Source organism: Mesorhizobium kowhaii, assembly GCF_003253745.1.
GTDB lineage: Bacteria > Pseudomonadota > Alphaproteobacteria > Rhizobiales > Rhizobiaceae > Mesorhizobium > Mesorhizobium kowhaii.
In genome coordinates this window covers 876,818-901,268 of record NZ_MZXV01000032.1, presented here as the reverse complement: position 1 = coordinate 901,268, position 24,451 = coordinate 876,818, and the positions used below count along the sequence as shown (strand labels likewise).

Here is a 24,451-nt window from a genome sequence, read left to right as displayed (position 1 = left end):
GGTTTCACTTAGCCGACGAAGCAAGCGGATTGAACCAGGTGTCGCCGGTCCAGCCGCTCTCGTCATAGTCGGCCATGCAGGTGTCGACCAGCTCTTCCATCGCCTTCAGCCGCCCGCCGCGTTCGGCGCCCTTCAGCACCTGCAGCCGCACCTCTTCCGGCGCCCCGGCATAGTTGAGTTCGTAGAGCGCGTGGCGGCCGCCGAACTCGGTGCCGGTCGCGTCCCACAACAGCTTCATGATCTTGATGCGCTCGATGTGGCCCATGTCGTTGGAGCCGCGCACATACTGCGCGAGATATTTGTCGATCTCGGGATTGTTGAAGTCGCGCACCGACGACGGCAGGTAGATCAGCCCCGAGGCGATCACCCGGCGCACGGTGTCGATGACGCGCGGATAGGCTTCCGACATGAAGGTCCGGTAGGCGAGGGCTGCTTCCAGGTTGGGCAGCACCGCGCCGTTCGCCCACGGGATCGGATTGTAGGCCATGGCATTGGAAAAGCTCCAGAACATGTGCCGCAGCGCGATGACCTCCCCCAGCGCTGCCTGGTTGCCGCGGAAGGCATCGCCGCCAGTGGCGCGCAGCGCCTTTGCCAGCAGGCCGGCGAGGAAGTCGAGCTTGACGGCGAAACGCGTGCAGCCCTGGAAGCAATAGCCGTGCATGAAGCCGGAAGCCGGATGGAACGACAGGATTTTCTGCGCGTCGCGCAGCACCAGCACGTCCTCCCAGGGGATGAAGACATTGTCGAGCACCAGGATCGCGTCGTTTTCGTCGAAGCGCGACGACAGCGGATAGTCGAAGGGTGCTGCCACCGTATTGGCCGTCTGCTCGTAGGAGACGCGGCAGAACATCTTTATCCCCGGCGCATTCATCGGCACGATGAACATCACCGACAGCGACGGATCCTCGGTGACCGTCGCCGAGCCCTGCGCCAGGAAATTATAGTGGGTCAGCGCCGAGGACGTCGCCACCACTTTGGCACCGGACACGGTGATGCCGGCGTCGGTTTCCCCAGTGATGTGGACGAAGACGTCCTTCACCTGTTCGGCCGGCTTGTGGCGGTCGATCGGCGGATTGACGATGGCGTGGTTCATGAACAGAGCCGCTTCCTGGGCTCTGTTGTGCCAGGACAGAGCGTTGTCTTTGAACGGCCCATACCAGTCGGCATTGGCGCCAAGCGTGTTCATCAGCGCCGCCTTGTAATCGGGCGTGCGCCCCATCCAGCCATAGGACATGCGTGACCACTGGGCGATGGCTGCTTGCTGGGCGACAAGCTCGGCGGATGATTTGGCGACGCGAAAATATTTGTGGGTGTAGCCGCCCGAACCGGTGTCCGTCGGCGAGGTCAGCGCGTCGTGCTGCTTGGCGTCATGCAGGGCATCATAAAGGCGCGCCAGCGACCGCGCCGAATTGCGCATCGCCGGATGCGTGGTGACATCGGCAATGCGTTCGCCGTTGATGTAGACCTCGCGGCCGTCGCGCAGGCTCGCCAGATACTCGGCCCCGGTGAACGGACGCCCCTTGTCGGCACGGAAGTCTTCTGAGCGCATGATGTTCCTCCACTTGCGGCGCCAACTCTAGCGCGCCGGATATGGATCGGTTATGGACGGAATCGCAAAACCGATTGGACTTTTTCCGGCGTCATGAGCCAGAATTCCATCCCCGACTTCTTCGTCTATGGCGAGCCGGTGCGGCCGCTCGATGTCGGTTTCCTGCATGTCGAGACGGTGCTTGCCCGCAGCAACATCCATCGCGGCGAGGTTGCCGCGCACAAGCACCCGCAGATGGGCCAGATCACCTACTGGACCAGTGGCTCCGGCACCTACCGCATAGAAGACCGGTCCTGGGACTTTTCGGCGCCTGCCGTCAGCTTCGTGCCAAGCAATGTCGTGCATGGCTTCTCGATCGGCCCCGGTACCGACGCCATCGTCGTCTCGGTCGCCGATGACGCCCTCGCCGCCATTGCCGGCCACAGCCTGCTGCCGCTGGACCGGCCGGTGTTTGCAGACGGCCTGCCGCACCACGCCGCCTGGAAAAGGCTGGCGGCGGTGCTGGAGATGATCGCTGCCGAATACGCCGAGGCGCAAGCCGGCAACGACAAGGTGCTGCCGGCGCTGATCGCCGTCGCGCTCTCCCACATCGCCCGCCTCGGTCCCGGCGGGACCATCTCCACAACCTCTTCCGAGGCTTCGCTGGCACTGGGCCTGCGTCGGCTTGTCGATCTGCATTTCCGCGACAACTGGCCGGTCGACCGCTATGTCGAGACGCTGGCCACGACGCCGCATCTGCTCGACAAGGCCGCCCGCGTGGTGCTGGGCAGCGGCGTCAAACGGGTGGTCAGCGAGCGGCGATTGCTGGAGGCCAAGCGGCTGCTGCTGTTCACCGTGCGCACGGTCGAGGACATCGCCTACGAGATCGGCTTCGACGACCCGGCCTATTTCTCAAGGGTCTTCCGCGCGCGGGTCGGCGAGGCGCCAGCCGCCTGGCGCCGGAAGCAGTTGCGGGGGCATTGATCCGGTCATAGGAGGATGCGGACCTTGCGGCTTCGACATGGAAGGCGAATCCGCGGCGAGGCGACCGAGCAGTTCGCTGTCGAGAAAGGCGCCGAAATCCGCGACACCGTCAGGTCCGGCCAGAAGTTGTGCAGATCACGCCGGCGCGTCAGTCCGGAAGACCGGCCTTGCGGTAGCCATCGACGAAATGCTCAAGCGTCGCGGCGTCGCGGAATGGCTCCGTCGTGGCCCAGTGGCTGGTTGTGAAATGCGGGTTCCCGACGAGGAACAGTTCGACCTCCGCGTGCGCCTCGTCGAGCCGGCCCAGTTGCGCAAGACTTGCCGCCAGGAAACGGCGCGAGCTTGTACGATAGGTCTCGTCCCTGCGCAGGGTCTCGACGGCGGCTTCGTAATCGCGGGCCGCATATTGCGCCTGGCCGAGCGTCAGATAGTACCAGCTTGCCGGATAAGGATTCAGCCGGAACGCCTTGCGAATGTGCTCAAGGCCCTCCTCGACCCGCCCGGCCAGGACCGCGATGTCGGATAGTGCCGCCCAGGCATCGGCGTCGTTCGGATCGAGCTCGATCGCCCTGGCGAATTCCGCATCCGCATCAGTGAAGCTGCGCTCATAGGCAAGCAGGTAAGCCAGGACCCAGTGGCAGCCGGCATCGTTGGGATCGATCGCCACGGCTTTGCGCGCCAGCTCCAAGGCAACGCTGCGGGACGATTCAGTTGGTCCGCCGGAATGCACCCGTCCCATCCAGTGGTTCATGGCAAGCCAGCGATAGGCCTCGGCGTATCCCGGATCGAGCGAAACCGCGCGCGTCAGCATCAGATGCGCTTCCTGCGCCATCTGCGGCGAATCATCCATCAGCTTGCGCGCCCGCACGCAGAGATCGTAAGCCTCGAGATTTCTGGGCCGGTTGCGTGGCGGCGGTGCACGCAGCCGGCCGAGCAGCGCCTCCACGATCTTGGCCGTGACCTCGTCCTGAACGGCAAAGATATCTTCCAGGCCGCGATCGAAGCGTTCCGCCCACAGATGATCGCCACTCACCGCGTCGACCAGCTGTGCGTTGATGCGCACGTGCCCCGCGGCGCGTCTTGCGCTGCCCTCCAGCAGGTAGCGCACGCCAAGGTCGTGTGCGATCGCACGCACGTCCATCGCCTTTCCTTTGTAGGCAAAGGCCGAGTTGCGTGCGATGACGAACAGGCCGGAGATCCTGGACAGGTCGGTGATCAGGTCTTCGGTCAACCCATCTGCGAAGGAGTCCTGCTCGGGATCGTTGCTGACATTGACGAAGGGCAGCACGGCTATCGATGGTTTCTCGGGCAGCGGCAAAGGTTTTCGCGCCGCGCCACCGAGTTCTTCGATGACCCCCGTGAAGCGGTAGCCGACGCGTGGAACCGTGACGATCCATTCGCCGCCCCCATCACTACCATCCCCGGCAGGACCAAGCAGCTTGCGCAGCTGCGCGATCTGGACGGTGAGGTTGCCTTCCTCGACGGCCGTGCCCGGCCAGGCCGCGTCCATCAATTCGGCCTTGCTCAGGATGTCACCGGCCCGTCCGACGAGCGCCGCGAGCAGCTGTAGCCCGCGGTAGCCAACGGCAACGGGTACATCGTTCCGAAGCAGCGTTCCCGCACCGGAATCAAGCACGAACGGACCAAAGGCAAAGCGCGATCCCTGCATACGCCGCATCTATAGAGCAATTCCAGGAAAGGTGTGAAACGGTTTCCAGGGAAAAGCGCGTAGCGCTTTCTCCTAGGGAATTGCGTCAAAACAAAGAGTTAGAGCAGGTTGCCGGTTCCGTGGACCGGTGAACTGCTCTGGCCGGTTTGGAACTTTTGAGAACTATTTGGGAAGGCTTAATTACCGCGCTGTCCGTATCCTGCAGAATTCAACCTCTTTCAGGTCGAGGGCCTCCGGACCCTCAAACCACATGGAGGTTGTTATGACCAATATTCTTGAATTTGCCCCGCACAAGGCGGCGCGGCCGGGAACGCCCGTGGCGCCGGTATCGCGTTGGCATCTGACGACCCTTCGCGGCATCATCGCGAGCTGGCGCGAGCGAACCTGGCGTGAGCGGATCCGCTTTCGCTGGGAGCTTGCGCAAATGGCGAAGGACAATCCCCATCTGATCGACGATATCGGTCTGACGGACCGTGAGCTCGAGGCAGAGATCGCCAAGCGCTTCTGGCAACGATAAGGCAAATCCTGCAAAGACACCGGATCGCGCCGCCAGGCATCACCCACTTTCCCGCTTGACTGACCCGTCGTACAGAATACGCTAGGACGAAATACCGGCCCTGATCGCCGGGCGGCAAATATGCCTCGTATGCCTCGCCCCCCGGCGCTGGCTGCGGGGCATTTTCATTTTGGGGATCTGTTTTGAAGCGGCGTATCGAGATCGGCATCCTTTATTCCCGCTCGGGGAGCTATCAGCTCGTCTCCGATGCGTGCCGGATGGGCGCGATGCGCGCCATCGCCGACATCAATGCCGACCGCCGCTACGGCATAGAGCTGGTGCCGGTCGAGCGCGATCCGCAAAGCAATGCGGATCGCTACGCGACGCTCTGCGAGGACATTTTCAAGACCAGCAGCGCCCGCCATGTCGTCGGCTGTGTCACCTCCTGGAGCCGCAAGGAGACGATCCCGGTGCTGGAGAAAGCCGGCGGCATGCTCTGGTATGCCTGCCCCTATGAGGGCTTCGAGGCCAACGAGCACGTCGTCTACATGCACGCTTGCCCCAACCAGCATCTCGTGCCGCTGATGGCCCATGTCGTGCCGCGTTTCGGTGCCAACGGCTTCCTGCTCGGCTCGAACTATATCTGGGGCTGGGAGATGAACCGCGTGGCGCGCGACCTGATCGCCGATGCCGGCGGCAAGGTTCTGGGCGAGCGCTATCTGCGCATCGGCGAGACCGATGTGTCGCGTCTGATCGCCGAAATCCGGGCGACGCGGCCGAACTTCATCCTCAACAATTTGATCGGCACCTCGTCCTACGCCTTCCTGGCGGCCTATCGAGACCTGGCGGGTGAGGATCAAGCCTTCAGCCCGGAAACCTGCCCCGTCATCTCCTGCAACCTCACCGAGGGCGAGCTGCCGGCGATCGGTGAATCCGGGAAAGGGCATTTGTCGGTCGGGCCCTATTTCGCGCCGCGGCCGGCCGCTTTCGCCTCGTCCTTCGAGGCCTCCGCCTATGCCTCCGTGCAAGTGATGGCCGACGTGCTCACCCGCGATCCCGACGCCGGTCCGGCGGAATTTTCCAAGGCCTTCGCCGAACGGCGTTTCTCCACCCGGCTCGGGCCGATCGCCATCGACGCCCACTCCCAGCATGCGACGCTGCCGGTGATCATCGGGCGTATCGCGGACGGCTTTTTCGAGGTCGTCAGCCGCGAGGACGAGGTGGCGCCGGACCCCTATCTGTCGCGCTACGACCCGGCCAGGGCCTTCGGTCGTCCGCGCTTGAGGGTGGTGTCGTGACCAGACCGCCTCGCATCCCCAATCTCGGCGGCGCCAGGGCCTTCATCCTGCATCGCCCGCATCCGACGGTGCAGGCAATCACCAGGCAATTGTCGGCCATCGGCCTGATCACGGTGGATTGCTGGCCGGAACTGCCTCCTGAAGCTCTGGCAGCCGATTTCGTCTTCTTCGACGCCGATCTCGGCTTTGACGAGCAATTTCCCTGGAAGCCGGGCGAAGCGCCGATGCCGCTGGTGGCGCTGATCGGCTCCGAGGCGCCCGGCCGCATCGAATGGGCACTGTCGCACAAGGCCGACGCCCAGCTGCTGAAGCCGGTCGGCAATGCCGGCGTCTACAGCGCGCTACTGATCGCCAGGCAGAGTTTCGAGGCCCGCAAGCACCTGGCCAGCGAAATTGCCTCGCTTCGCCAGCGTGTTGCCGAGCGCCAGACGATCGTGCGCGCGGTGGCCGCACTGTCGAAAGGCACCGACGACGGCCGCGCCTATGCGCAGCTGCGCTCGCTGGCGATGAGCTGGCAGATCAGCGTCGAGGATGCCGCGCGCAGGATCGTGGCGATGACCGTGGAAGAAGGCGGCGATGACCAGTCCCATCGCGCCTGATCTCCCGACAGCCGGGCGCATGCCGGTCAAGCCGCGCGCCGGCGTCTGGCGCCGGCTGGTCAAACGCCGTCTGGCATTGCTCGGCCTGGTGATCGTTGCCATCGTCGTCGCCGGCGCCGCCCTGGCGCCGTGGCTGACCGGCTATGATCCCAACGAGCAGATGTTCGACGGCCTGACGATCGAGGGCTCGCCACTGCCGCCGAACGCACAGTTCTGGCTCGGCACCGATCTGCTCGGCCGAGACCTGTTGACCCGCATCCTCTACGGCGCGCGTACTTCGCTGATAATCGGCATCGTCGCCAATGGCGTGGCGCTTTTGATCGGCACGCTGGTCGGTGTCACCGCCGGCTATTTCCGCGGCTGGATCGGCGGCGCGCTGATGCGCTTCACCGACCTGATGATGGCCTTTCCGGCGTTGTTGCTCGCCATCTGCCTGGCGGCGGTGTTCCAGCCCAGCCTGTGGATCGTCGCCATGGTCATCGCGCTGGTCAACTGGGTGCAGACCGCGCGCGTCATCTACACCGAGACCAGCTCGCTCGCCGAGCGTGAGTTCATCGACGCCGAGCGCACCATCGGGGCGAGTGCGCCGCGCATCCTGTTTCGCCACATCCTGCCGCATCTGCTGCCGACCATCATCGTCTGGGGCACGCTCGGCATCTCGACCACGGTGCTGCTCGAAGCGACGCTCTCCTTCCTCGGCATCGGCGTGCAGCCGCCCACCGCGTCGTGGGGCAACATCATCTTCGAGAACCAGACCTATTTCCAGGCCGCGCCCTGGCTGGTGTTCTTCCCAGGTGCGGCGATCCTGGCGCTGGCGCTGGCCTTCAACCTGATCGGCGATGCGCTGCGCGACATCCTCGATCCGACGCAAAGGGGCCGGGCATGATCGCCTATCTTGGCCGCCGCCTGATCCAGTCGCTGCTCATCCTGCTCGGCGTCTCGCTGATCACCTTCGCGCTGCTCTATCTGCTGCCGGCCGATCCGGTGCGCCAGATCGCCGGCCGCAGCGCCACGCCGCAGACGGTGGAGAACATCCGCCAGCAACTCGGCCTCGACCAGCCCTTCGTCATCCAGTACTGGCGCTATCTGACCAGGCTCATCAGCGGCGATCTCGGCCGTTCCTACATCCAGCGCTCCGAGGTCACCGAACTGATCGTCTCGCGGCTGCCGGCAAGCCTGCTGCTGATGGTCGGCGCCATCCTGTGCGAATTGCTGATCGGCCTGAGCATGGGCCTGATCGCCGCCGTCAAGCGCGGCACCGCCACCGACCAGACGCTGATGGTCGCCTCCTTCGTCGGCGTATCGGCGCCGCAATTCGTCGTCGGGCTGTTGCTGCTCTATGTCTTTGCCGTGCGGCTGAGCTGGTTTCCGATCGGCGGCTACGGCACTTGGCGCCATCTGGTGCTGCCGTCGCTGACCATGGGCATCCTCGGCGCCGGCTGGTACGCGCGCATGATGCGCTCGTCGATGATCGACGTGCTGCGCCAGGATTATGTGCGCACCGCGCGCGCCAAGGGTCTGGCGCGGCGCGCCATCCTCTTCCGCCACGCGCTGCCCAACGCCATTCTGCCGGTCATCGCCATGATCGGCATCGACATCGGCATCTTCATGGGCGGCATCGTCGTGGTCGAAAGCGTGTTCGGCTGGCCCGGCATCGGCCAGCTGGCGTGGCAAGCCATCCAGCGCGTCGACATTCCGATCATCATGGGCGTCACTCTGGTGTCGGCCTTCGCCATCGTGCTCGGCAATCTGCTCGCCGATATCATCGCGCCCTTCATCGACCCCCGTATTAAACTCAGATGAGCATCAAGCTCAGATGAAACCCAGACACCGAAAACAACAGGGCATGACCGAAAACAAGCAGAGAAAGGGAACATAAAAATGAAAAAGTTTCTGGCATCCACAGTGGCGGCATCGGCGCTGGCGCTGATGCTCGGCATGACAAGCGCGCTCGCCGAGGACACCATCGATCCGAACGCCAAGCAAGGCGGCGAAATCATCGCCACATACAAGGACGATGTCACCACGCTCGACCCGGCGATCGGTTACGACTGGCAAAACTGGTCGATGATCAAGAGCCTGTTCGATGGGCTGATGGATTATGAGCCGGGCACCACCAACCTCAAGCCCGACCTCGCCGAAAGCTACGAGATCTCGCCCGACGGCAAAACCTTCACCTTCAAGCTGCGCCACGGCGTCAAATTCCACAATGGCCGCGAGATGACGGCGGACGATGTGAAATACTCGCTCGACCGCGTCACCAATCCGAAGACGCAGAGCCCGGGCGCCGGCTTCTTCGGTTCGATCAAGGGCTATGACGATGTCGCCGCCGGCAAGGCCGAAAGCCTCTCCGGCGTCACCGTGGTCGACCCCTACACCGTCAAGTTCGAGCTGACCCGCCCGGACGCCACCTTCCTGCATGTCATGGCCATCAACTTCTCGCATGTCGTGCCGAAAGAGGAGGTCGAGAAATACGGCGCCGATTTCGGCAAGCACCCGGTCGGCACCGGCGCGTTCAAGCTCGCCGAGTGGACGCTCGGCCAGCGCATCGTCTTCGTGCGCAACCCGGATTATTGGCACAAGGGCCTGCCGCATCTCGACAAGATCACCTTCGAGGTTGGCCAGGAGCCGATCGTGGCGCTGCTGCGCATGCAGAAAGGCGAGATCGACCTGCCCCTTGACAGCATTCCGCCGGCAAAATTCCAGGAGGTGATGGCCGATCCCGAGCAGAAGGCGCGCGTCGTCGAAGGCGGCCAGCTGCACACTGGCTACATCACCATGAACACCACAATGGCGCCCTTCGACAATGTGAAGGTCAGGCAAGCCGTCAACATGGCGATCAACAAGGCGCGCATCGTCCAGATCGTCAACAACCGCGCGGTGCCGGCCAACCAGCCGCTGCCGCCGTCGATGCCGGGCTACGACAAGGAGTTCAAGGGCTATCCCTATGACGTCGCCAAGGCCAAGGCGCTGCTTGCCGAGGCCGGTCATCCCGACGGCTTCGACACGCAATTGTTCGCCATGAACACCGATCCCAACCCGCGCATCGCCCAGGCGATCCAGCAGGATCTGGCGGCTATCGGCATCAAGGCCAGCATCCAGGCACTGGCCCAGGCCAATGTCATCGCCGCCGGCGGCGACAAGGCCGGCGCGCCGATGATCTGGTCCGGCGGCATGGGCTGGATCGCTGATTTTCCCGATCCGTCGAACTTCTACGGCCCGATCCTCGGCTGCGCCGGTGCGGTGCCGGGTGGCTGGAACTGGTCCTGGTATTGCAACAAGGATCTCGACGCCAAGGCGGCCGAAGCCGACTCGATAACCGATCCGGCGAAGTCTGAAGAGCGCAACAAGATGTGGAGTGGGATCTACGACAAGATCATGGAAGACGCGCCCTGGGCGCCGGTCTTCAACGAGCAGCGCTTCACCATGAAATCCGCACGCATGGGCGGCGCCGACAACCTCTATGTCGACCCGGTCCATGTCTTCGTCAACTACGACAATGTGTACGTAAAAGATGTGCAATAACTGCGACTACACAATCCACGGACGCCATCACCATTTCGGCTGGGACAATTCGTTTGCCCCGGCCGAGCGGGTGGCGCCCGGCTCGACCATCGAGTTCCAGTGCCTTGATGCCGGCGGCGGTCAGTTGCAGGCCGACAGCACGGTCGGCGATATCGCCAAGCTCGACTTCGGCCAGATCAACCCGGTGACCGGGCCGATCTTCGTCGAGGGCGCCGAGCCGGGTGACGCGCTGAAGGTGACGATTGAGATGTTCAAACCGTCCGGCTTCGGCTGGACGGCGAACATTCCCGGCTTCGGCCTGCTCGCCGACGACTTCAAGGAGCCGGCGCTCAACATCTGGAAGTATGACGCCGCCTCGCTTGAGCCGGCGCTGTTCGGCAAAAACGCCCGCGTGCCACTGAAACCCTTCGCCGGAACCATCGGCAACGCACCGGCCGAAAAGGGCCATCACTCGGTGGTGCCGCCAAGGCGGGTCGGCGGCAATCTCGACATCCGCGATCTCGCGACCGGCACCACGCTTTATCTGCCGGTGGAAGTGGCGGGCGCGCTGTTTTCGGTCGGCGACACCCATGCCGCGCAAGGCGATGGCGAGGTCTGCGGCACGGCGATCGAAAGCCCGATGGATGTCGTGCTCAAGCTCGACCTGGTCAAGGATGCCAGGCTGAAAACGCCGCGCTTCACCACCTCCGGCCCGGTGACCCGCCACCTCGACGCAAAGGGCTATGAGGTGACGACCGGTATCGGCCCGGATCTGATGACCGGCGCCAGGGAGGCCGTCGCGCAGATGGTCGACCTGCTCGCCGGCCGCTACAAGCTCGATCCTGTCGATGCCTATATGCTGGCCTCGGTGTGCGGCGATCTCAGGATCAGCGAGATCGTCGACATGCCGAACTGGGTGGTGTCGTTCTATTTCCCGCGCTGCGTCTTCGAATGAACGCAGGCGCGGGTAAGAAGCACGCCGGGGCTGCCGCTCCGGCGACGGCGGGACCGGTGCTCGACATCGCCGGCCTGTCGGTCAGCGTGCGCGGGGAGGACGGCGAGCGGGACGTCGTCTCCAACCTGTCGCTGACGCTGGCCCGTGGCGAAACGTTGTGCATTGCGGGCGAATCCGGCTCCGGCAAGTCGATGACGGCGCTGGCGATCATGCAGCTCTTGCCGCAACCCGCCGCGCGCATATCGTCGGGGAAAATCCGCCTTCGTACCGGGGATCTGGGCGATACCGATCTGGCGACGCTCGACGAGCGCCAGATGCGCCGCATTCGCGGCGACCGCATCGCCATGATCTTTCAGGAGCCGATGACCTCGCTCAATCCGGTGCTGTCGATCGGCCGGCAGCTCACCGAGTCCATCGAGGCGCACACCAGCCTGTCACAGGCGCAGGCCCGCCAGCGCGCCATCGAGGCGCTGAAGGCGGTGCGTATTTCGGAGGCTGAAAGCCGGCTAAAACAGTTTCCGCATGAGCTCTCCGGCGGCATGCGTCAGCGGGTGATGATCGCCATGGCGCTGGCGCTGGAGCCCGACGTGCTGATCGCCGACGAGCCGACGACGGCGCTCGACGTCACTGTGCAAGGCGAGGTGCTGGAACTCTTGCGCGACCTGCAGCGCCAGCATGGCACCAGCGTGATCCTGATCACCCACGACATGGGCGTGGTTGCCGAAATGGCCGATCGCGTCATCATCATGCGGCATGGCCGCATGGTCGAGGAAGGCACGACATCAGACATCTTCGCCAGGCCGCAAGCCGACTACACGCGCGAGCTGCTTGCCGCCGTGCCGCGCATCGGCACCGGTGCCGGCCGCCAGAAATCCGGGGATGCCGAGACGGCGGCGCCGGCTAACGTCGCCGTGGTCAATGATCTGCATGTTCGCTTCGATCTGCGCGGCGGCATCTTCGGCCGGGTCAACCGCCGTGTTCACGCCGTCGAGGGTATCAGCTTTTCGATCGCGCCCAACGAGACGCTGGCGCTGGTCGGCGAGTCCGGCTGCGGCAAGTCGACCACCGCCAAGGCGCTGGCCGGGCTGGTGCCTTACAGCGGCGATATCGTCATTGGCGGCCGCAACCTGTCCGGGCTTGGCCGCGACGAGCGCAAAGCGGTCCGCCGCGACGTGCAGATGATCTTCCAGGACCCCTTCGCCTCGCTCGATCCGCGCATGCGCGTCGGCGACCTCGTCGCCGAGCCACTTGTCATCCACGGCATCGCGTCGAAGGACGAGCGCAGCCAGCGTGTCGCGGCGCTGTTCGAGCGCGTCGGCCTGTCTGCCGACCAGATGGAGCTCTATCCGCATGAGTTCTCGGGCGGCCAGCGCCAGCGCGTCTGTATCGCGCGGGCGCTGGCGCTGCGGCCGAAGCTGATCATCGCCGATGAAAGCGTCTCGGCACTCGATGTCTCGGTGCAGGCGCGCGTGCTCGACCTGTTGAAGGAATTGCAGCGCGAATTCGGCGTCGCCTATCTCTTCATCTCGCACGACATGGCGGTGGTCGAGAACATCTCCGACCGGGTCGCCGTTATGTATCTCGGCCAGATCGTTGAGATGGGCACGCGCGACCAGGTGTTTTCCAACCCGCGCCACCCTTACACCAGGCGGCTGATCGAAGCCGTGCCGGTGCCCGACCCGGCGCAGCGAAGGAGCCGCTTCGCCCGCCTCGACCAGGAAATCCCGAGCGCCACCCGCAGGATCGGCGAGGCGCCGCTGAAGCTGGCGCTAAGGGATGTCGGCAACGGCCATCTCGTCGCCGCCGACGCCTGAACAAAGCTCTAAGTCCCGTCAGGAATAACAGCCGCGCTCGATGGCGAGGCGGCGCACCAGTGCCAGCACGGCATCGATGGTGGGGGTCGGCTTGTCCGTTAGCCGGCCGAGTTCCTGCACCGCACTCACCAGCGCGTCGATCTCCATCGGCCGGCCGCGTTCCAGGTCCTGCAGCATCGAGGTCTTGTGCTCGCCGACATCGCCGGCGCCCTTGATGCGCCGGTCGACGGCTATGGGAAAACGCACGCCGAGACTTTCACCGATTGCCTGCGCCTCCAGCATCATGGCGCGGGCAAGCGCACGGGTCGCCTCGTCGGCAACGATCGCCGCCAGCGTGCTGCCGGTCAGCGCCGAGATCGGATTGAAGGAGAGGTTGCCCCACAGCTTCACCCAGATCTCGCTGCGGATATCGTCGCGGACCGGCACCTGCAGCCCGGCCTTGACCATCTCCTCGGCCAGCCGCGTGACCCGCTCGCTGCGCTCGCCCGAGGGTTCGCCGAGCGAGAAGCGTTTGCCCTCGACATGGCGGATGAGGCCGGGCGCGTCGACCTCGACCGCGGGATAGACGACCGAGCCGATGACGCGCTGCGGTCCGATCCGCTGCCAGATCGCGCCGCCGGGATCGACCGCGTTCAACCTGGTGCCTTCGAGCGGCCCGCCGACGTCATGGAAATACCACCACGGCACGCCGTTCTGCATGGTGACGACGGCGGTGTCCTGCCCAAGCAGCGGCGCGATCTGGTCGAGTGCAGGGGTGAGGGAATGGGCTTTTAGGGCCAGCACCACATAGTCCTGGGCGCCAAGCTCCTCGGCTTTCGCGGCGGCCTGGACGGGGACCGACGTTTCCTGGCCGTCTTCGATCAGGCGCAGCCCATCTGCCTTGATCGCGTCGAGGTGGGCGCCGCGCGCGACGATCGAAAGCTCGGTCCGGCCGGCCATGGCGAGCTTGGCGGCGAGATAGCCGCCGATAGCACCGGCGCCAAAGATGGTGATCTTCATCGTCAAAGTCCGAGTTTGGCGGCAAGCCCAATGCGTTGCAGCTTGCCCGTCGCGCCCTTGGGGATCTCGTCCAGGATCAGGACTTTGCGCGGCACCTTGAAGTCGGCGAGCCGCGTCGCCGCATAGCCGCGGATATCGCTCTCGTTGGCGGTCATGCCCTCACGCAGCACCACCGCCGCTGCGACCTCCTCGCCAAGCTTGTCATGCGGCATGGCGAAGGTGACGACCTGCGCCACCGCCGGGTGGTCCATCAGCACGTCGTCGACCTCGAGCGGCGAGATCTTCTCGCCGCCGCGGTTGATGATCTCCTTCAGCCGGCCGGTGACGCGCAAATAGAAGTCTTCGTCCAGCACGCCCTGGTCGCCGGTGTGGAACCAGCCATGCGCGAAAGCCGTGGCATTGGCGTCCGGGTTCTTCTCGTAGCCCACCGTGACATTGGGTCCGCGAATGACGATCTCGCCGGTTTCACCGGCTTTGAGCAGTCGCCCGTCCGGCGCCATCACCGCCACCTCCGGTCCGGCGGAGGCGCCGACGCTACCCGGCTTGCGCTGGCCCGGCGGCAGCCGGTTCGACGCCATCTGGTGCGCCGCCTCGGTCATCCCGTAGGATTCGATCACCGGGCAGCCGAAGGTCGCCTCCAGCTCGGCCATTACTTGCGCCGGCAGCGATGCCGAGGACGAGCGGATGAAGCGCAGGCGCGCTGCCGCCAGCACCTCGGCATTGCGCGCCGCGCGGGGCAGGATCGCCTGGTGCATGGTCGGCACCGCCGTGTACCAGCTCGGCCGCGCCTCGCTCAGCCACTGGAAGAAGCGCAGCGCGTTGAAGCCCGGCGTGCAGTAGATGCTGCCGCCCGATGCAAGTGAGGACAGCACGGCCGCGATCAGGCCGTGAATGTGGAACAGCGGCATGATGTTGAGGCAGCGATCATTGGCCGTCAGGCCGAGCGTCGCACCGATATGGGCGGCAGAGGCCGCGATGTTGGCATGGCTGAGCGGCACCAGCTTGGGCCGCGACGTGGTGCCGGAGGTGTGCAGCAAAAGCGCGATGTCGCTGTCCTGCGCCATGTCAGGCGCAGCCTGCGGCCCGATCGCCGCGCCCTCGACGGCAAAACTTCCAGCCGGCGCGTCAGGCAAAGCGACAAGCCGGAGCACGCCGATGCCGAGACGCTCGGCAACCGCCACTGCGGGGCCGGTCTCGTCCTGCGCAACGAGGATCGCCTTGGCACCGATGTCGGTGAGGTAGAAATCGAGCTCGTCGGCCCGGTAGGCGGGATTGAGCGGCGCCGTCGAGGCCGCGGCTGCCACCGCGACGAAAGCGGTGGCCATCTCCGGTCCGTTGGGCAGCACGATGGCCACCCTGTCGCCACGGCCGATGCCGCGCGCATGCAGCGCAGCAGCGGTGGTGGCGATCAGATCGCGCAGTCCGCCATGCGTCAGCGTGGTTCTTTCGGGCGCCGAAATCGCCGGAGCATTATCGGCGCCGGCGGCAAGTGGGCGCGAAAGCCCAGGAGAATTTCCGATACTGGTCATGATTACCGACACTTTTTCCAATCCGACAAAATCCAGCCGCGACTGTGATGCCACGGCAAAGCCGAGGCCATCAATAGCCAAGCGCCAAACCATCCTTGCGCGGATCGGAGGCGCCGGTCAGGGTTCCCTTCTCCCAGTCGATCAGCACCACCTGCCCGCCGCCAAGCGGGTGATGCGGCTCGCCTATGCGGTGGCCGCGCCGGCGCAGGCCTTCGATTGCCTCGGAGGGCACGTTGCGTTCGGCCTCCACGGTATCATCATTGTAGAACACACGTGGCGCATCCAGCGCCTGCTGCGGGTCCATGCCGAAATCGAGCATGTTGGTCAGCAGATGGACGTGCCCGAACGGCTGGTAACCGCCGCCCATGACGCCGAACGGCATCACCACGCGGCCATTCCTGGTTGCCATGCCGGGCATGATCGTGTGCATCGGCCGCTTGCCGGGCGCGATGGCGTTCGGGTGCGCCGGGTCGAGGCGGAAGCTCGAGCCGCGGTTCTGCAGCACGACACCGGTCTTCGGGCCGACGACGCCGCTGCCGAACGAATAATAGGTCGAGTTGATGAAGGAGACCGCATTGCGGTCGCGGTCGACGATGGAGATATAGACCGTGTCGCTGCCGGGCAGGTCGAGGCGCGGCAGATGCGTCATGGCACGCTCGCGATCGATCTCGGCACGCAGCCGGTCGGCATAGGCGCTGGACAGAAGCTGCTTTACCGGCACCGGGACATGGTCCTGGTCGCCGATAAAGCGGTCGCGGTCGCGATAGGCCAGCCGTCCGGCTTCGATCTCCAGATGCAGGCGCTCGGCGCCATTGGGATCGAGCCCGCCAAGCTTGAACCCCGACAGCACGTTCAGCATCAAAAGCGCCGTCAGCCCCTGATTGTTCGGCGGCATCTGGTGAATGTCGTGGCCGCCATAGGCGGTGCTGACCGGCGCCACATAGTCGCCTCTGGTCGCGGCGAAATCTTCGGTCGAATGCAGTCCGCCCAGTTCATTGAGCCGGCTGACGATATCGTCGGCGACGGCGCCTTCATAGAATCCGGCGCGGCCGTGCCTGGCGATTATCCGCAAGGTGGCCGCCAGTTCCGGCTGGCGGTGGACATCGCCGGCCTTCGGCGCCTTGCCGCCGGGCAGGAAGATGCGCGCTGCATGTTCGTCGGCCGACAGATCGGTTTCCGGCTCGGCCCAGTCGAAGGCGACGCGGTCATGCACGACATAGCCGTTCTCGGCGTAGTGGATGGCCGGTGCCAGCGCATCGGCAAGCCCCTTGCGGCCATGGTCCTCCAGCAGGCGGCTCCAGGCGTCGACGGCACCCGGCACGGTGACAGCGTGCGGTCCCTGCAGCGGGATGCGGTCGAAGCCTTTTTCCAGATACCAGTCGACCGTCGCCTTGGCCGGCGCGCGGCCGGAGCCATTGAAGGCCAGCACGTCGCCTTGTCCCGCCGGGCAATAGAGCACGAAGCAATCGCCACCGATGCCGGTCGATTGCGGTTCGACTACGCCTTGGACGGCGGCGGCGCAGACGGCGGCATCCATGGCGTTGCCGCCGGAGCGCAGCATGTCGATTGCGGCAAGGGTCGAAAGCGGGTGCGACGTCGCGGCAACCGCTTCAGTGGCACGAACCGGCGAGCGGCCGGGAAACTGGAAATCACGCATTCTGTCTGGATATCCCATGGTCACTTGAAATCAATGCCGCCGCCCGAATATCTGCGCAACCGACAACAGGACGACCGACAGCACGATCAGGCATGTCGAGATGGCGGCGATCGTCGGATCGATCTGGTCGCGCAGCGCGTTGAACATGCGGCGCGTCAACGTCGTCGTCTCGCCGCCCGATATGAACAGCGAAACCACCACTTCGTCGAAGGACGTGATGAAGGCGAACAGCGCGCCGGAGACGATCGAGAAGCGGATCTGCGGCATGGTCACCTGCCAGAATGCGGCGATTCGTCCGGCACCTAAGCTGCGCGCCACGCGCTCCTGGTTCATGTCGTAGGAGCGCAAGCCCGACAGCACCGTCAGCACCACCAACGGCAAGGCTTGCACGGTGTGCGCGATGACCAGGCCGGTCAGCGTGTTGTTGAGCCCTATCCGCGCGTAGAGGAAGAAGGTGCCGATGCCGATCAGGATCACCGGGATGATCAGCGACGCTGTCAGCAGCGCGTTGATGGTGCCGTTGAAGCGCAGCGTGCCCCGGTTGATCGCATAGGCGGCGGCAGTGCCGAGCGGTGTCGCCACCAATGTCGTCATGATCGCCACCTTGACCGAGACGATCGTCGCGTCGCGCCACTCCAGCGACTGGAAATAGGTCTGGTACCAGCGCAGCGACCATTGCTGTGGCGGAAATTGCAGCAGCGTCGAATCCGAAAACGACATGATGACGATGATGATCGATGGCGCGATCAGGAACAACAGCACGAGGCCGCTGAGCGCATAGAGCCACAGACGTTGCCGGTGCGAAATCGGCAGGCCGATATCCTCGCTCATCGCGAACTCCATACACCGGTGGCGCGCGCGCCGAGCAGCCACTGGAACAGGCCGAGAAGCGCCAGCGTGACCACCAGCAGCACCACGCCGAGTGCCGCTCCGGCGCCCCAGTTCGAATAGAGGCTGGTGGTCTGTTCCATGCGCATCGCCCACATGATCACCTTGCCGCCGCCCATCAGCGCCGGCGTGACGAAGAACCCCAGGCAAAGCACGAAGACGATGACCACGCCCGAGGCGAGGCCGGGCAGCGACAGCGGAAAGAAGATCTGCCGGAAGGTGGCGGCCGGACCGGCGCCAAGGTTCATCCCGGCGCGCAGGCAGTCGGTGTCGATGGTCTTCATCGAGGCGTAAAGCGGCAGCACCAGGAACGGCAGCAGGATGTGCGTCATGCCGATGACGACGCCCGACAGATTGTTGGCGAGCGACAGCGGCTGGCTGATCACGCCGAGGTCGATCAGCCAGCTGTTGATCAGGCCCTTGCGCTGCAGGATCACCAGCCAGGCATAAGTGCGCACCAGAACCGATGTCCAGAACGGCAGGATGACGAAGATCAGGCAGATCGACGCCGCCCGGCGCGTCAGTTGCGACAGCATATAGGCCAGGGGATAGCCGAGCAGGACGCAGGCGCCGGTGACGATGAAGGCGACCTTGAAGGTGGTGACGAAGGTCTTGATGTAGGAGGCCTGCTCGAAGAAGCGCGCATAATTGGCGGCGCTGAAGGCGCCGGCCTCGTCGAACAGCGACAGCCAGAACAGCCAGCCGATCGGCACGATGGTGATGGCGAAGACCAGGAACAGGCTTGGCGCCAGCAGCGCCAGCAACCGCAACGACTCGCGCCGGGCGTCGGCGCGCAGCGACTGCGCGTTGAGATTGGTGCCGGCAGATTCGTGGAAGGCGGATTGCGCGCTCATCCGTCTGATGCCACCAGGATCGTGTCCTGCGCATCGAGGCCGAGGCTGATCGGCTGGCCCGGAGCCGGCATTCTGGCCAGCACGTCACTGCGGCAATAGTCGCGCAGCGTCAGCTGGCGGCCATCGCGCAGCACCGCGTAGCAGACGAAACTGTCGCCCTGGTAGATGATGTCACTGAGCGTCGCGTCGAGCACATTGACGCCGCTTGCCGGTTCGGCATTTGCCAGCAGCCGCAGCTTTTCCGGCCGCACCACCATCAGGTGCTGGCCCGATGCCGGCGCCGGTGCCGCGGTGTGGATTCTCCTGCCCTCGTACCAGACCGAACCATTGTGGCATTCGACCGGAATGAAGTTCGATTCGCCGATGAAGCCGGCGACAAACCGCGTCTGCGGCGTGGCGTAGAGGGTTTCCGGCTTATCGAGCTGTTCGATGCGTCCGCCGTTCATCACCGCAATGCGGTCCGACATGGTGATGGCTTCACGCTGGTCATGCGTGACATAGACCGTGGTCATGCCAAGCCGCCGGTGCAGGCTGCGCAGCTCGATCTGCATATGCTCGCGCAGGCCCTTGTCGAGCGCCGACAAGGGTTCGTCCATCAGCACGATGCGTGGCTCGAACACGATGGCGCGCGCCAGCGCCACGCGCTGGCGCTGGCCGCCGGAGAGCTGGTCGACCCGGCGCTCGCCCAGGCCCTGCAGCTTGACCAGATCCAGCGCCTTCTCGACGCGTTCAGCCGTCTCTGCGGCCGCAACGCCCCGCTGCTTCAGCGGAAAGGCGATGTTGTGGAAGACGTTCATATGCGGAAACAGCGCATAGTTCTGGAACACCATGCCGATGTTGCGCTTGTGCGGCGGCGTGGTGATGATCTCGTCATCGCCAACCCTGATGCTGCCGGCATTGGCGCGCACAAAGCCGGCCAGGATCATCAGCAGCGTCGTCTTTCCGGAGCCGGAAGGCCCCAGCAGCGTCAGGAATTCACCAGCCTCGACATCGAGGTTGAGGTCGCGCAGCACTGCTACGCTGCCAAATCGTTTCTCGATCCGGCGCATGCTGATCGGCAGCGCGGATGGCGCAATGGACAAGATCGTCGTCTCCTGGGCTGAGCGGCGGAAGCAGGGCGAGCGGTTGCGCCGCCCTGCCGTGGTTTGGGTTGCGGCCGCAGCCTATTGCTGGATCAGATTGTTGAATTTTTCCGTCGCCTCGACCAGCGTGTCGCGCCAGAACTCGGCGTCCTGCAGCACCTGCGTCTTGACGTTTTCGGGCGACGAATTGATGTCCTTGATCCTGTCCTGCGGGATCTTGCCGGTCTCGAAAGCCTTTTCGTTCACCGGTCCGTTGTCGACATAGAGCGGCAGATTGGCCTGCAGCTGCGGGCTGACGAACATCGCCAGCGCCTTCATCGCGGCATCCTTGTTCTTGGCGCCCTTGGGAATGACCATGCAGTCGGCGGTGAGAACACCCTGGTCGAACGAGAAGCTGACCGGCGCGCCTTCCTTCTTCAAGGTACCGGCGCGGCCGTTCCAGATGCTCGCCATGTCGACTTCGCCGTCCTTGACCAGCTGCATGGCCTGGGCGCCGGAGGTCCACCAGGCATCGACATGGCCACGGATCTTGTCGACGGATTTCAGCGCGCCGTCGATATCGACCGGATAGACCTTGTCGATCGGAATGCCTTCGGCCAGTGCCGCGACGCTCAGCGTTTCGGTCGCCTGGCTGCCGCTCAGCGCACGCCGTCCCGGAAACTTCTCGACGTTCCAGAAATCGGCCCAAGTCTTCGGCCCTTTGTCGCCAAAGACATCGGTTCGATAGATGAGCACGACCGACGTGTAGGAAATGCCGACCCAGTCGTCATGGACCAGCTTGGGGTTGATGCCGCTCTTGTCGATGATGCCATAGTCGAGTTTTTCGAACAGGCCTTCCTTCGAGCCGCGCGCGCATTCGTCGGCGCCAAGCTCGGTGATGTCCCATTTGACGGCATTGCCGGTCACCTGCAGCCGGACGTCGTCGAGGCCATTGGTGGTGTCTTCCCTGATGGTGATGCCGAGCGCGTCGGCGGTCGGCTTGAAGAACGCCTTGGTCTGCGCCTCCTGGTAGGTGCCGCCCCATGAGGCGACGGTGATGGTATCGCCCGCCATGGCGGGGGTGCGAGCGACGCCATGAGGGCGGCAACCGCAACAACGCTAACGCTTCTGATCCTGTTCATTTTCGGCTCTCCAACCGGTGTTCCCATTATTTTTGATTTCGCATGCTATTTTGTATACAATTTTGAGTGTAACCTAGCGATCGATGTTGTCAACAGCGGCCGGCGCGATCGAATTCATGCGTGTCGAGCGGACAAGCTGGTGAGGGGATGGCTTCGCCGGGGCGTGGCAAATTGCGCCGACTGCGACTACAGCTATGCGTGTTCCGGCTGGAAAACCGGAGAACTGGGAACGGGACCTTGGCCAAGGAAACCAAAAATACGCTGCGCGACTCGGTCTACTCCTCGCTCAAGGCGATGATCGTGACCGGCCAGATTCCGCCGGGCTCGCGCGTCACCGAGAACGACATCGCGGTGAAGCTGAATGTCAGCCGCACGCCGGTGCGCGAGGCCTTCAACCGCCTCGAGCGCGACGGCCTGGTCACTGGCAGGCCGCGCCAGGGCTATGTCGTCACCGAGTTCGACATCAACATGTTCCGAGAGGCCTTCGAGATCCGCGAACTGCTCGATGGCCATGCGACGGAGCTGGCCGCGGCCACCGCGACCGAGCAGGACAAGGCGCGGCTGCGCGCCATGCTGGCCGAGTGCGAGCGGCTGGCCGCCATTCCGGATCGCACCACCAGGGAGAAATTCCAGGAGCTCGAGGTCGGCATCGACCTGCATCGCGTCATCGCCGAAATCAGCGGCAATGTGATGCTGCACGGCATGCTGTGCGGCATCCTCGACAAGTGCCAGCACTATGTCTGGACCGAATTGTTGTGGCTGGACGAATGGAAGATCGCCCGCGACGAGCATGCCGAAATCGTCGACGCCATCTGTGCCGGTGACGCCAGCCGAGCCGGTACGCTGGCGCGCGCCCATGTGCGGGGATCGCGAGACAATGTGCTGCGCCTGCTGCAGGCCAAGTCGGATTACCAGAATTTCCTCGCCAAGGCGTCCTGAACACGCCGGCTGACGGGATGAAGCGCCTGGCAGGGCCTTCTTTGGCACGCTCGAAGAAATTCGAACGCCTTAGCGGCCGGCGCCTGTCATGGGCTGAGTTCTATGCGCTGCGGCCGGACCTGCGGCCGGCCAACGATAACGGGCGGAGGGGTACGGCCGGCGGGGCCGGCTGCATTCGGCCGCTGGAATGACATGACCGCCAGTCGCGTCCTGGTTTTCCAAATCGGCACGAGGTGCCAGTGGCTCCTGCTTAGCGACGAATATGGATCCGGCTGGCGTCCTCGCCGATCGAAGTGGACCGCCAGGCCTTCGTTGACTGCAGCCAATACAGCGCACCGCTCAAGCTGATCGTCCGACAGCTCGCAATCAGGGACTTTATCTCGCACGGACTGAACTGCCGAAAAGGTCGAGATGATGCGTCCGGGGGCAGAGGAGTCGATATATCCAGCGATAGCGTCAGTGACGTCATCGGGAACAAGAAAGTTGAATTGGCGCGACGTGGTGGAAGCTACGATCCGATTAAGCATTTCGCCTGCTGAAAGCCCCAACGGACGCTATCGCTGCGAAGGGTATATCAGCAAGAACTAATGGGCATCGATGGGGTGTTATGCACCGAATTCTAAGGACGGGGCCTGTCGAAAGGACACGCTGCCTCGTTTCGTTCCGGCGAAGCGCCTTTGGGCCTTCAGCCCTTGCGCTCCTGAAGGCTGTTGCCGCCGTCGACCACCAGCAGGGCGCCGTTGACATAGCTGGCGCCTTCCGATGCCAGGAACACCACCGCTGCGGCCACTTCATCCGGTCGGCCGGCCCGCGCTGGCGGCGTATGCAGGGCCGCCATCCGTTCCATCTCGCTCGACGAACCCGTTTCGATCCAGCCAGGGGCCACGGCGTTGGCGGTGATGCCGTGTCTCGCCACTTCGAGCGCCAGCGTGCGGGTCAGGCCGACCATTCCGGCCTTGGCGGCGGAATAGGCAGCCGTTCCTTCGAAAGACACCAGCGGCCCGGTGACCGACGCCACATTGATGATGCGCCCATAGCCCGCTTCGACCATCGCCGGCAGAAACGCACGGGTGGCCAGAAACGCCGTCTTCAGGCTGACGTCGATGCCTTGGTCCCAGTCGGCCTCGGTCATCGAGAGGAACGCCTTGTCGACCGATGGCGATGCCAGCGAACCCATGCCGGCATTGTTGACCAGGATATCGACGGCGCCGACGCTCGCCCGCAGCAGCGCGACGTCGGCAGCGATGGTGAGATCGGCGACCGCGGCAGCGGCATCGATGCCTTCGACGCAAAGCTCGGCGGCGCGATCGAGCACACGCGCGCTGGCGCCGGTGAGAACAACGGCATGGCCGGCACGGCCGAGCTGCCGCGCAATGGCAAAGCCGATGCCGTCGGCGGCCCCGGCCCCGGTGATCAAAGCGCGCTTGATGCTGGTAGGGGGATGGGTCAAATCAGGCTCCGCTGGTTTCCGCCTGTCCGCGCAGTCGGACAGCAGCGGTCGCAATCAACGAACCATAATCCATGAATGGTTTTGGCGCGCCACGGCCGATGAAGATGGGCGCTACTCCTTCGCGATTCTCCTATGATGCCGCAGCCCGCGATGCGCTCCAATCGGTAAGTCTGCGACGCTCTGCGATCTTGCACGGCGCATCGTGGACCTCCCCGATATCGCAGGTGGTCCGGTAACCCTCTACAGCGGTCACCTTCTGAAATAGACGTCGGTCGTTTACTTCCGTCCGCTGGCAAACCTGAACTCCACCTCGATTTCAATCGGTCCGACTCTGTCACCGACATCGCTTCGGACCTGCTCGCGGATCAGATGGCGCAGGGCTTCCGGAAGCGCCACGAATGCCTCCCCGGCGGAGCCCCAACCCCGCTCAATGTGCTCGAAGTAAGCGTCGAACGATTCCACCGGGAAGCGATGCGAGTGCGTCGATATTTCAATGTCCTCGAAGCCGGCATTCTCGAAGAGGCTTCGCAATCGTGTTTCATCCCCAAGTGAGAACAGGCGAGCGGCGGCGGGCGCGAGGCTTGGCACATGGCGCGCAATCATCACGTGAATTCGAGTGTTATAGGAGCGCTCTGGAACCGTGTTAACGGACACCGCGACGCGGCCGCCCCGACGAAGCACTCGACGAAATTCGCCAATTCCCGACGCCGGATCCGGGAAAAACATCAATCCCAGGCTGCACAGCACGGTATCGAAACTACCATCGGGGAAGCTCAATGCTTGGCCGTCTTCTACCCTGACCGCGACATTTGATACTTCTCCCAAGCGCCGCCGTGCCTGGTCCACCATGTTGGGCGAAAGGTCTGCCGCTGTCACGTGGCCGTCTGGCCCAACAGCGGCAAGAGCCGCATTGGCGATGAGACCAGTGCCCGTTGCGATATCGAGTACCCGTTGGCCAACCGCTACACGTCCGGCCCGAAGCAGGTAAGGGATGAAATGCGTCGACACGCGGGCAAACCCTTGATCGTAGCCGCCTGCAGCCGTGCTGTTGTACTTGATCTCGGCCATGCTCTGATCCCACTGCC

General features: G+C 64.3%; 21 protein-coding genes. 10 read left to right on the top strand and 11 right to left on the bottom strand.

Going from position 1 to position 24,451, the window contains the following annotated elements; genetic code table 11:
• Positions 1–4 precede the first annotated feature (4 nt).
• Positions 5–1,549, bottom strand: a complete 1,545-nt coding sequence (locus B5V02_RS17180; RefSeq protein WP_111545275.1) for a 4-hydroxyphenylacetate 3-hydroxylase N-terminal domain-containing protein — start codon at positions 1,547–1,549, stop codon at positions 5–7.
• Between the two features lie 93 nt (positions 1,550–1,642).
• Here B5V02_RS17180 and B5V02_RS17175 point away from each other — a divergent pair, with 93 nt between their 5' ends.
• Positions 1,643–2,512: a helix-turn-helix domain-containing protein gene (locus B5V02_RS17175; RefSeq protein ID WP_111545274.1), complete on the top strand. Its 870-nt coding sequence runs from the start codon at positions 1,643–1,645 to the stop codon at positions 2,510–2,512.
• Between the two features lie 148 nt (positions 2,513–2,660).
• Here B5V02_RS17175 and B5V02_RS17170 read toward each other — a convergent pair whose 3' ends face one another.
• Positions 2,661–4,190 (bottom strand): winged helix-turn-helix domain-containing tetratricopeptide repeat protein, encoded by a 1,530-nt coding sequence (locus B5V02_RS17170; protein WP_208647085.1) that lies wholly within the window; start codon positions 4,188–4,190, stop codon positions 2,661–2,663.
• Positions 4,191–4,443: 253 nt separating this feature from the next.
• On the opposite strand from B5V02_RS17170, the gene B5V02_RS17165 reads away from it, so the two are divergent.
• The 8 genes from B5V02_RS17165 to B5V02_RS17130 all read left to right on the top strand — a co-directional run bounded on the left by B5V02_RS17165 (position 4,444) and on the right by B5V02_RS17130 (position 12,847).
• Complete coding sequence (locus B5V02_RS17165) at positions 4,444–4,698, top strand: DUF1127 domain-containing protein (RefSeq protein ID WP_111545460.1); 255 nt, start codon at positions 4,444–4,446, stop codon at positions 4,696–4,698.
• 182 nt (positions 4,699–4,880) lie between these two features.
• Complete coding sequence (locus B5V02_RS17160) at positions 4,881–5,975, top strand: transporter substrate-binding protein (protein WP_111545272.1); 1,095 nt, start codon at positions 4,881–4,883, stop codon at positions 5,973–5,975.
• The gene (locus B5V02_RS17155; RefSeq protein WP_111545271.1) at positions 5,972–6,574 is read left to right on the top strand and encodes an ANTAR domain-containing response regulator; all 603 of its coding nucleotides are present in this window, start codon (positions 5,972–5,974) and stop codon (positions 6,572–6,574) included. The genes B5V02_RS17160 and B5V02_RS17155 overlap by 4 nt, the downstream gene beginning before the upstream one ends.
• Before the next feature lie 19 nt (positions 6,575–6,593).
• The gene (locus B5V02_RS17150; protein WP_208647095.1) at positions 6,594–7,460 is read left to right on the top strand and encodes an ABC transporter permease; all 867 of its coding nucleotides are present in this window, start codon (positions 6,594–6,596) and stop codon (positions 7,458–7,460) included.
• The gene (locus tag B5V02_RS17145; protein WP_111545269.1) at positions 7,457–8,377 is read left to right on the top strand and encodes an ABC transporter permease; all 921 of its coding nucleotides are present in this window, start codon (positions 7,457–7,459) and stop codon (positions 8,375–8,377) included. The genes B5V02_RS17150 and B5V02_RS17145 overlap by 4 nt, the downstream gene beginning before the upstream one ends.
• Before the next feature lie 78 nt (positions 8,378–8,455).
• Positions 8,456–10,099: an ABC transporter substrate-binding protein gene (locus B5V02_RS17140; RefSeq protein ID WP_111545268.1), complete on the top strand. Its 1,644-nt coding sequence runs from the start codon at positions 8,456–8,458 to the stop codon at positions 10,097–10,099.
• Positions 10,089–11,033, top strand: a complete 945-nt coding sequence (locus tag B5V02_RS17135; RefSeq protein WP_111545267.1) for an acetamidase/formamidase family protein — start codon at positions 10,089–10,091, stop codon at positions 11,031–11,033. The genes B5V02_RS17140 and B5V02_RS17135 overlap by 11 nt, the downstream gene beginning before the upstream one ends.
• On the top strand, positions 11,030–12,847 hold the full coding sequence (locus B5V02_RS17130) for an ABC transporter ATP-binding protein (RefSeq protein ID WP_111545266.1): 1,818 nt from the start codon (positions 11,030–11,032) through the stop codon (positions 12,845–12,847). The genes B5V02_RS17135 and B5V02_RS17130 overlap by 4 nt, the downstream gene beginning before the upstream one ends.
• 18 nt (positions 12,848–12,865) lie before the next feature.
• Here B5V02_RS17130 and B5V02_RS17125 read toward each other — a convergent pair whose 3' ends face one another.
• From B5V02_RS17125 to B5V02_RS17095, 7 genes are all read right to left on the bottom strand, one after another.
• On the bottom strand, positions 12,866–13,846 hold the full coding sequence (locus B5V02_RS17125; protein ID WP_111545265.1) for a 2-dehydropantoate 2-reductase: 981 nt from the start codon (positions 13,844–13,846) through the stop codon (positions 12,866–12,868).
• A 2-nt stretch (positions 13,847–13,848) separates the two neighbouring features.
• Positions 13,849–15,375, bottom strand: a complete 1,527-nt coding sequence (locus tag B5V02_RS17120) for an acyl--CoA ligase (protein ID WP_111545459.1) — start codon at positions 15,373–15,375, stop codon at positions 13,849–13,851.
• Positions 15,376–15,445: 70 nt separating this feature from the next.
• The gene (gene ggt / locus B5V02_RS17115; protein ID WP_111545264.1) at positions 15,446–17,032 is read right to left on the bottom strand and encodes a gamma-glutamyltransferase; all 1,587 of its coding nucleotides are present in this window, start codon (positions 17,030–17,032) and stop codon (positions 15,446–15,448) included.
• A 30-nt stretch (positions 17,033–17,062) separates the two neighbouring features.
• Positions 17,063–17,863 (bottom strand): ABC transporter permease, encoded by an 801-nt coding sequence (locus tag B5V02_RS17110; RefSeq protein ID WP_111545458.1) that lies wholly within the window; start codon positions 17,861–17,863, stop codon positions 17,063–17,065.
• Positions 17,860–18,774, bottom strand: coding sequence for an ABC transporter permease (locus B5V02_RS17105; protein WP_111545263.1), 915 nt, complete (start codon positions 18,772–18,774; stop codon positions 17,860–17,862). Before B5V02_RS17105 ends, B5V02_RS17110 begins: the two co-directional genes overlap by 4 nt.
• Positions 18,771–19,856, bottom strand: coding sequence for an ABC transporter ATP-binding protein (locus tag B5V02_RS17100; protein WP_111545262.1), 1,086 nt, complete (start codon positions 19,854–19,856; stop codon positions 18,771–18,773). The genes B5V02_RS17105 and B5V02_RS17100 overlap by 4 nt, the downstream gene beginning before the upstream one ends.
• Before the next feature lie 81 nt (positions 19,857–19,937).
• Positions 19,938–20,909: an ABC transporter substrate-binding protein gene (locus B5V02_RS17095; protein WP_245445945.1), complete on the bottom strand. Its 972-nt coding sequence runs from the start codon at positions 20,907–20,909 to the stop codon at positions 19,938–19,940.
• Positions 20,910–21,214: 305 nt separating this feature from the next.
• Between B5V02_RS17095 and B5V02_RS17090 the strand changes: the two genes are divergently transcribed.
• Positions 21,215–21,916 carry a GntR family transcriptional regulator gene (locus B5V02_RS17090; protein ID WP_111545261.1) on the top strand — a complete coding sequence of 234 codons (702 nt, stop codon included), beginning with the start codon at positions 21,215–21,217 and terminating at the stop codon, positions 21,914–21,916.
• Positions 21,917–22,601: 685 nt separating this feature from the next.
• Here the strand turns inward: B5V02_RS17090 and B5V02_RS17085 are convergent.
• Both B5V02_RS17085 and B5V02_RS17080 read right to left on the bottom strand, forming a co-directional pair.
• The gene (locus B5V02_RS17085; protein WP_111545457.1) at positions 22,602–23,366 is read right to left on the bottom strand and encodes an SDR family NAD(P)-dependent oxidoreductase; all 765 of its coding nucleotides are present in this window, start codon (positions 23,364–23,366) and stop codon (positions 22,602–22,604) included.
• Positions 23,367–23,642: 276 nt separating this feature from the next.
• On the bottom strand, positions 23,643–24,434 hold the full coding sequence (locus B5V02_RS17080; protein WP_111545260.1) for a class I SAM-dependent methyltransferase: 792 nt from the start codon (positions 24,432–24,434) through the stop codon (positions 23,643–23,645).
• Positions 24,435–24,451: the final 17 nt, after the last annotated feature.

Excerpts from the sequence above, each read along its gene's own strand:
- B5V02_RS17180 (WP_111545275.1), bottom strand. The coding sequence starts at position 1,549 with ATGCGCTCAGAAGACTTCCGTGCCGACAAGGGGCGTCCGTTCACCGGG.
- B5V02_RS17175 (WP_111545274.1), top strand. The coding sequence starts at position 1,643 with ATGAGCCAGAATTCCATCCCCGACTTCTTCGTCTATGGCGAGCCGGTG.
- B5V02_RS17170 (WP_208647085.1), bottom strand. The coding sequence starts at position 4,190 with ATGCGGCGTATGCAGGGATCGCGCTTTGCCTTTGGTCCGTTCGTGCTT.
- B5V02_RS17165 (WP_111545460.1), top strand. The coding sequence starts at position 4,444 with ATGACCAATATTCTTGAATTTGCCCCGCACAAGGCGGCGCGGCCGGGA.
- B5V02_RS17150 (WP_208647095.1), top strand. The coding sequence starts at position 6,594 with ATGCCGGTCAAGCCGCGCGCCGGCGTCTGGCGCCGGCTGGTCAAACGC.
- B5V02_RS17145 (WP_111545269.1), top strand. The coding sequence starts at position 7,457 with ATGATCGCCTATCTTGGCCGCCGCCTGATCCAGTCGCTGCTCATCCTG.
- B5V02_RS17140 (WP_111545268.1), top strand. The coding sequence starts at position 8,456 with ATGAAAAAGTTTCTGGCATCCACAGTGGCGGCATCGGCGCTGGCGCTG.
- B5V02_RS17135 (WP_111545267.1), top strand. The coding sequence starts at position 10,089 with ATGTGCAATAACTGCGACTACACAATCCACGGACGCCATCACCATTTC.
- B5V02_RS17130 (WP_111545266.1), top strand. The coding sequence starts at position 11,030 with ATGAACGCAGGCGCGGGTAAGAAGCACGCCGGGGCTGCCGCTCCGGCG.
- B5V02_RS17125 (WP_111545265.1), bottom strand. The coding sequence starts at position 13,846 with ATGAAGATCACCATCTTTGGCGCCGGTGCTATCGGCGGCTATCTCGCC.
- B5V02_RS17120 (WP_111545459.1), bottom strand. The coding sequence starts at position 15,375 with ATGACCAGTATCGGAAATTCTCCTGGGCTTTCGCGCCCACTTGCCGCC.
- ggt (WP_111545264.1), bottom strand. The coding sequence starts at position 17,032 with ATGCGTGATTTCCAGTTTCCCGGCCGCTCGCCGGTTCGTGCCACTGAA.
- B5V02_RS17110 (WP_111545458.1), bottom strand. The coding sequence starts at position 17,863 with ATGAGCGAGGATATCGGCCTGCCGATTTCGCACCGGCAACGTCTGTGG.
- B5V02_RS17105 (WP_111545263.1), bottom strand. The coding sequence starts at position 18,774 with ATGAGCGCGCAATCCGCCTTCCACGAATCTGCCGGCACCAATCTCAAC.
- B5V02_RS17095 (WP_245445945.1), bottom strand. The coding sequence starts at position 20,909 with ATGGCGGGCGATACCATCACCGTCGCCTCATGGGGCGGCACCTACCAG.
- B5V02_RS17080 (WP_111545260.1), bottom strand. The coding sequence starts at position 24,434 with ATGGCCGAGATCAAGTACAACAGCACGGCTGCAGGCGGCTACGATCAA.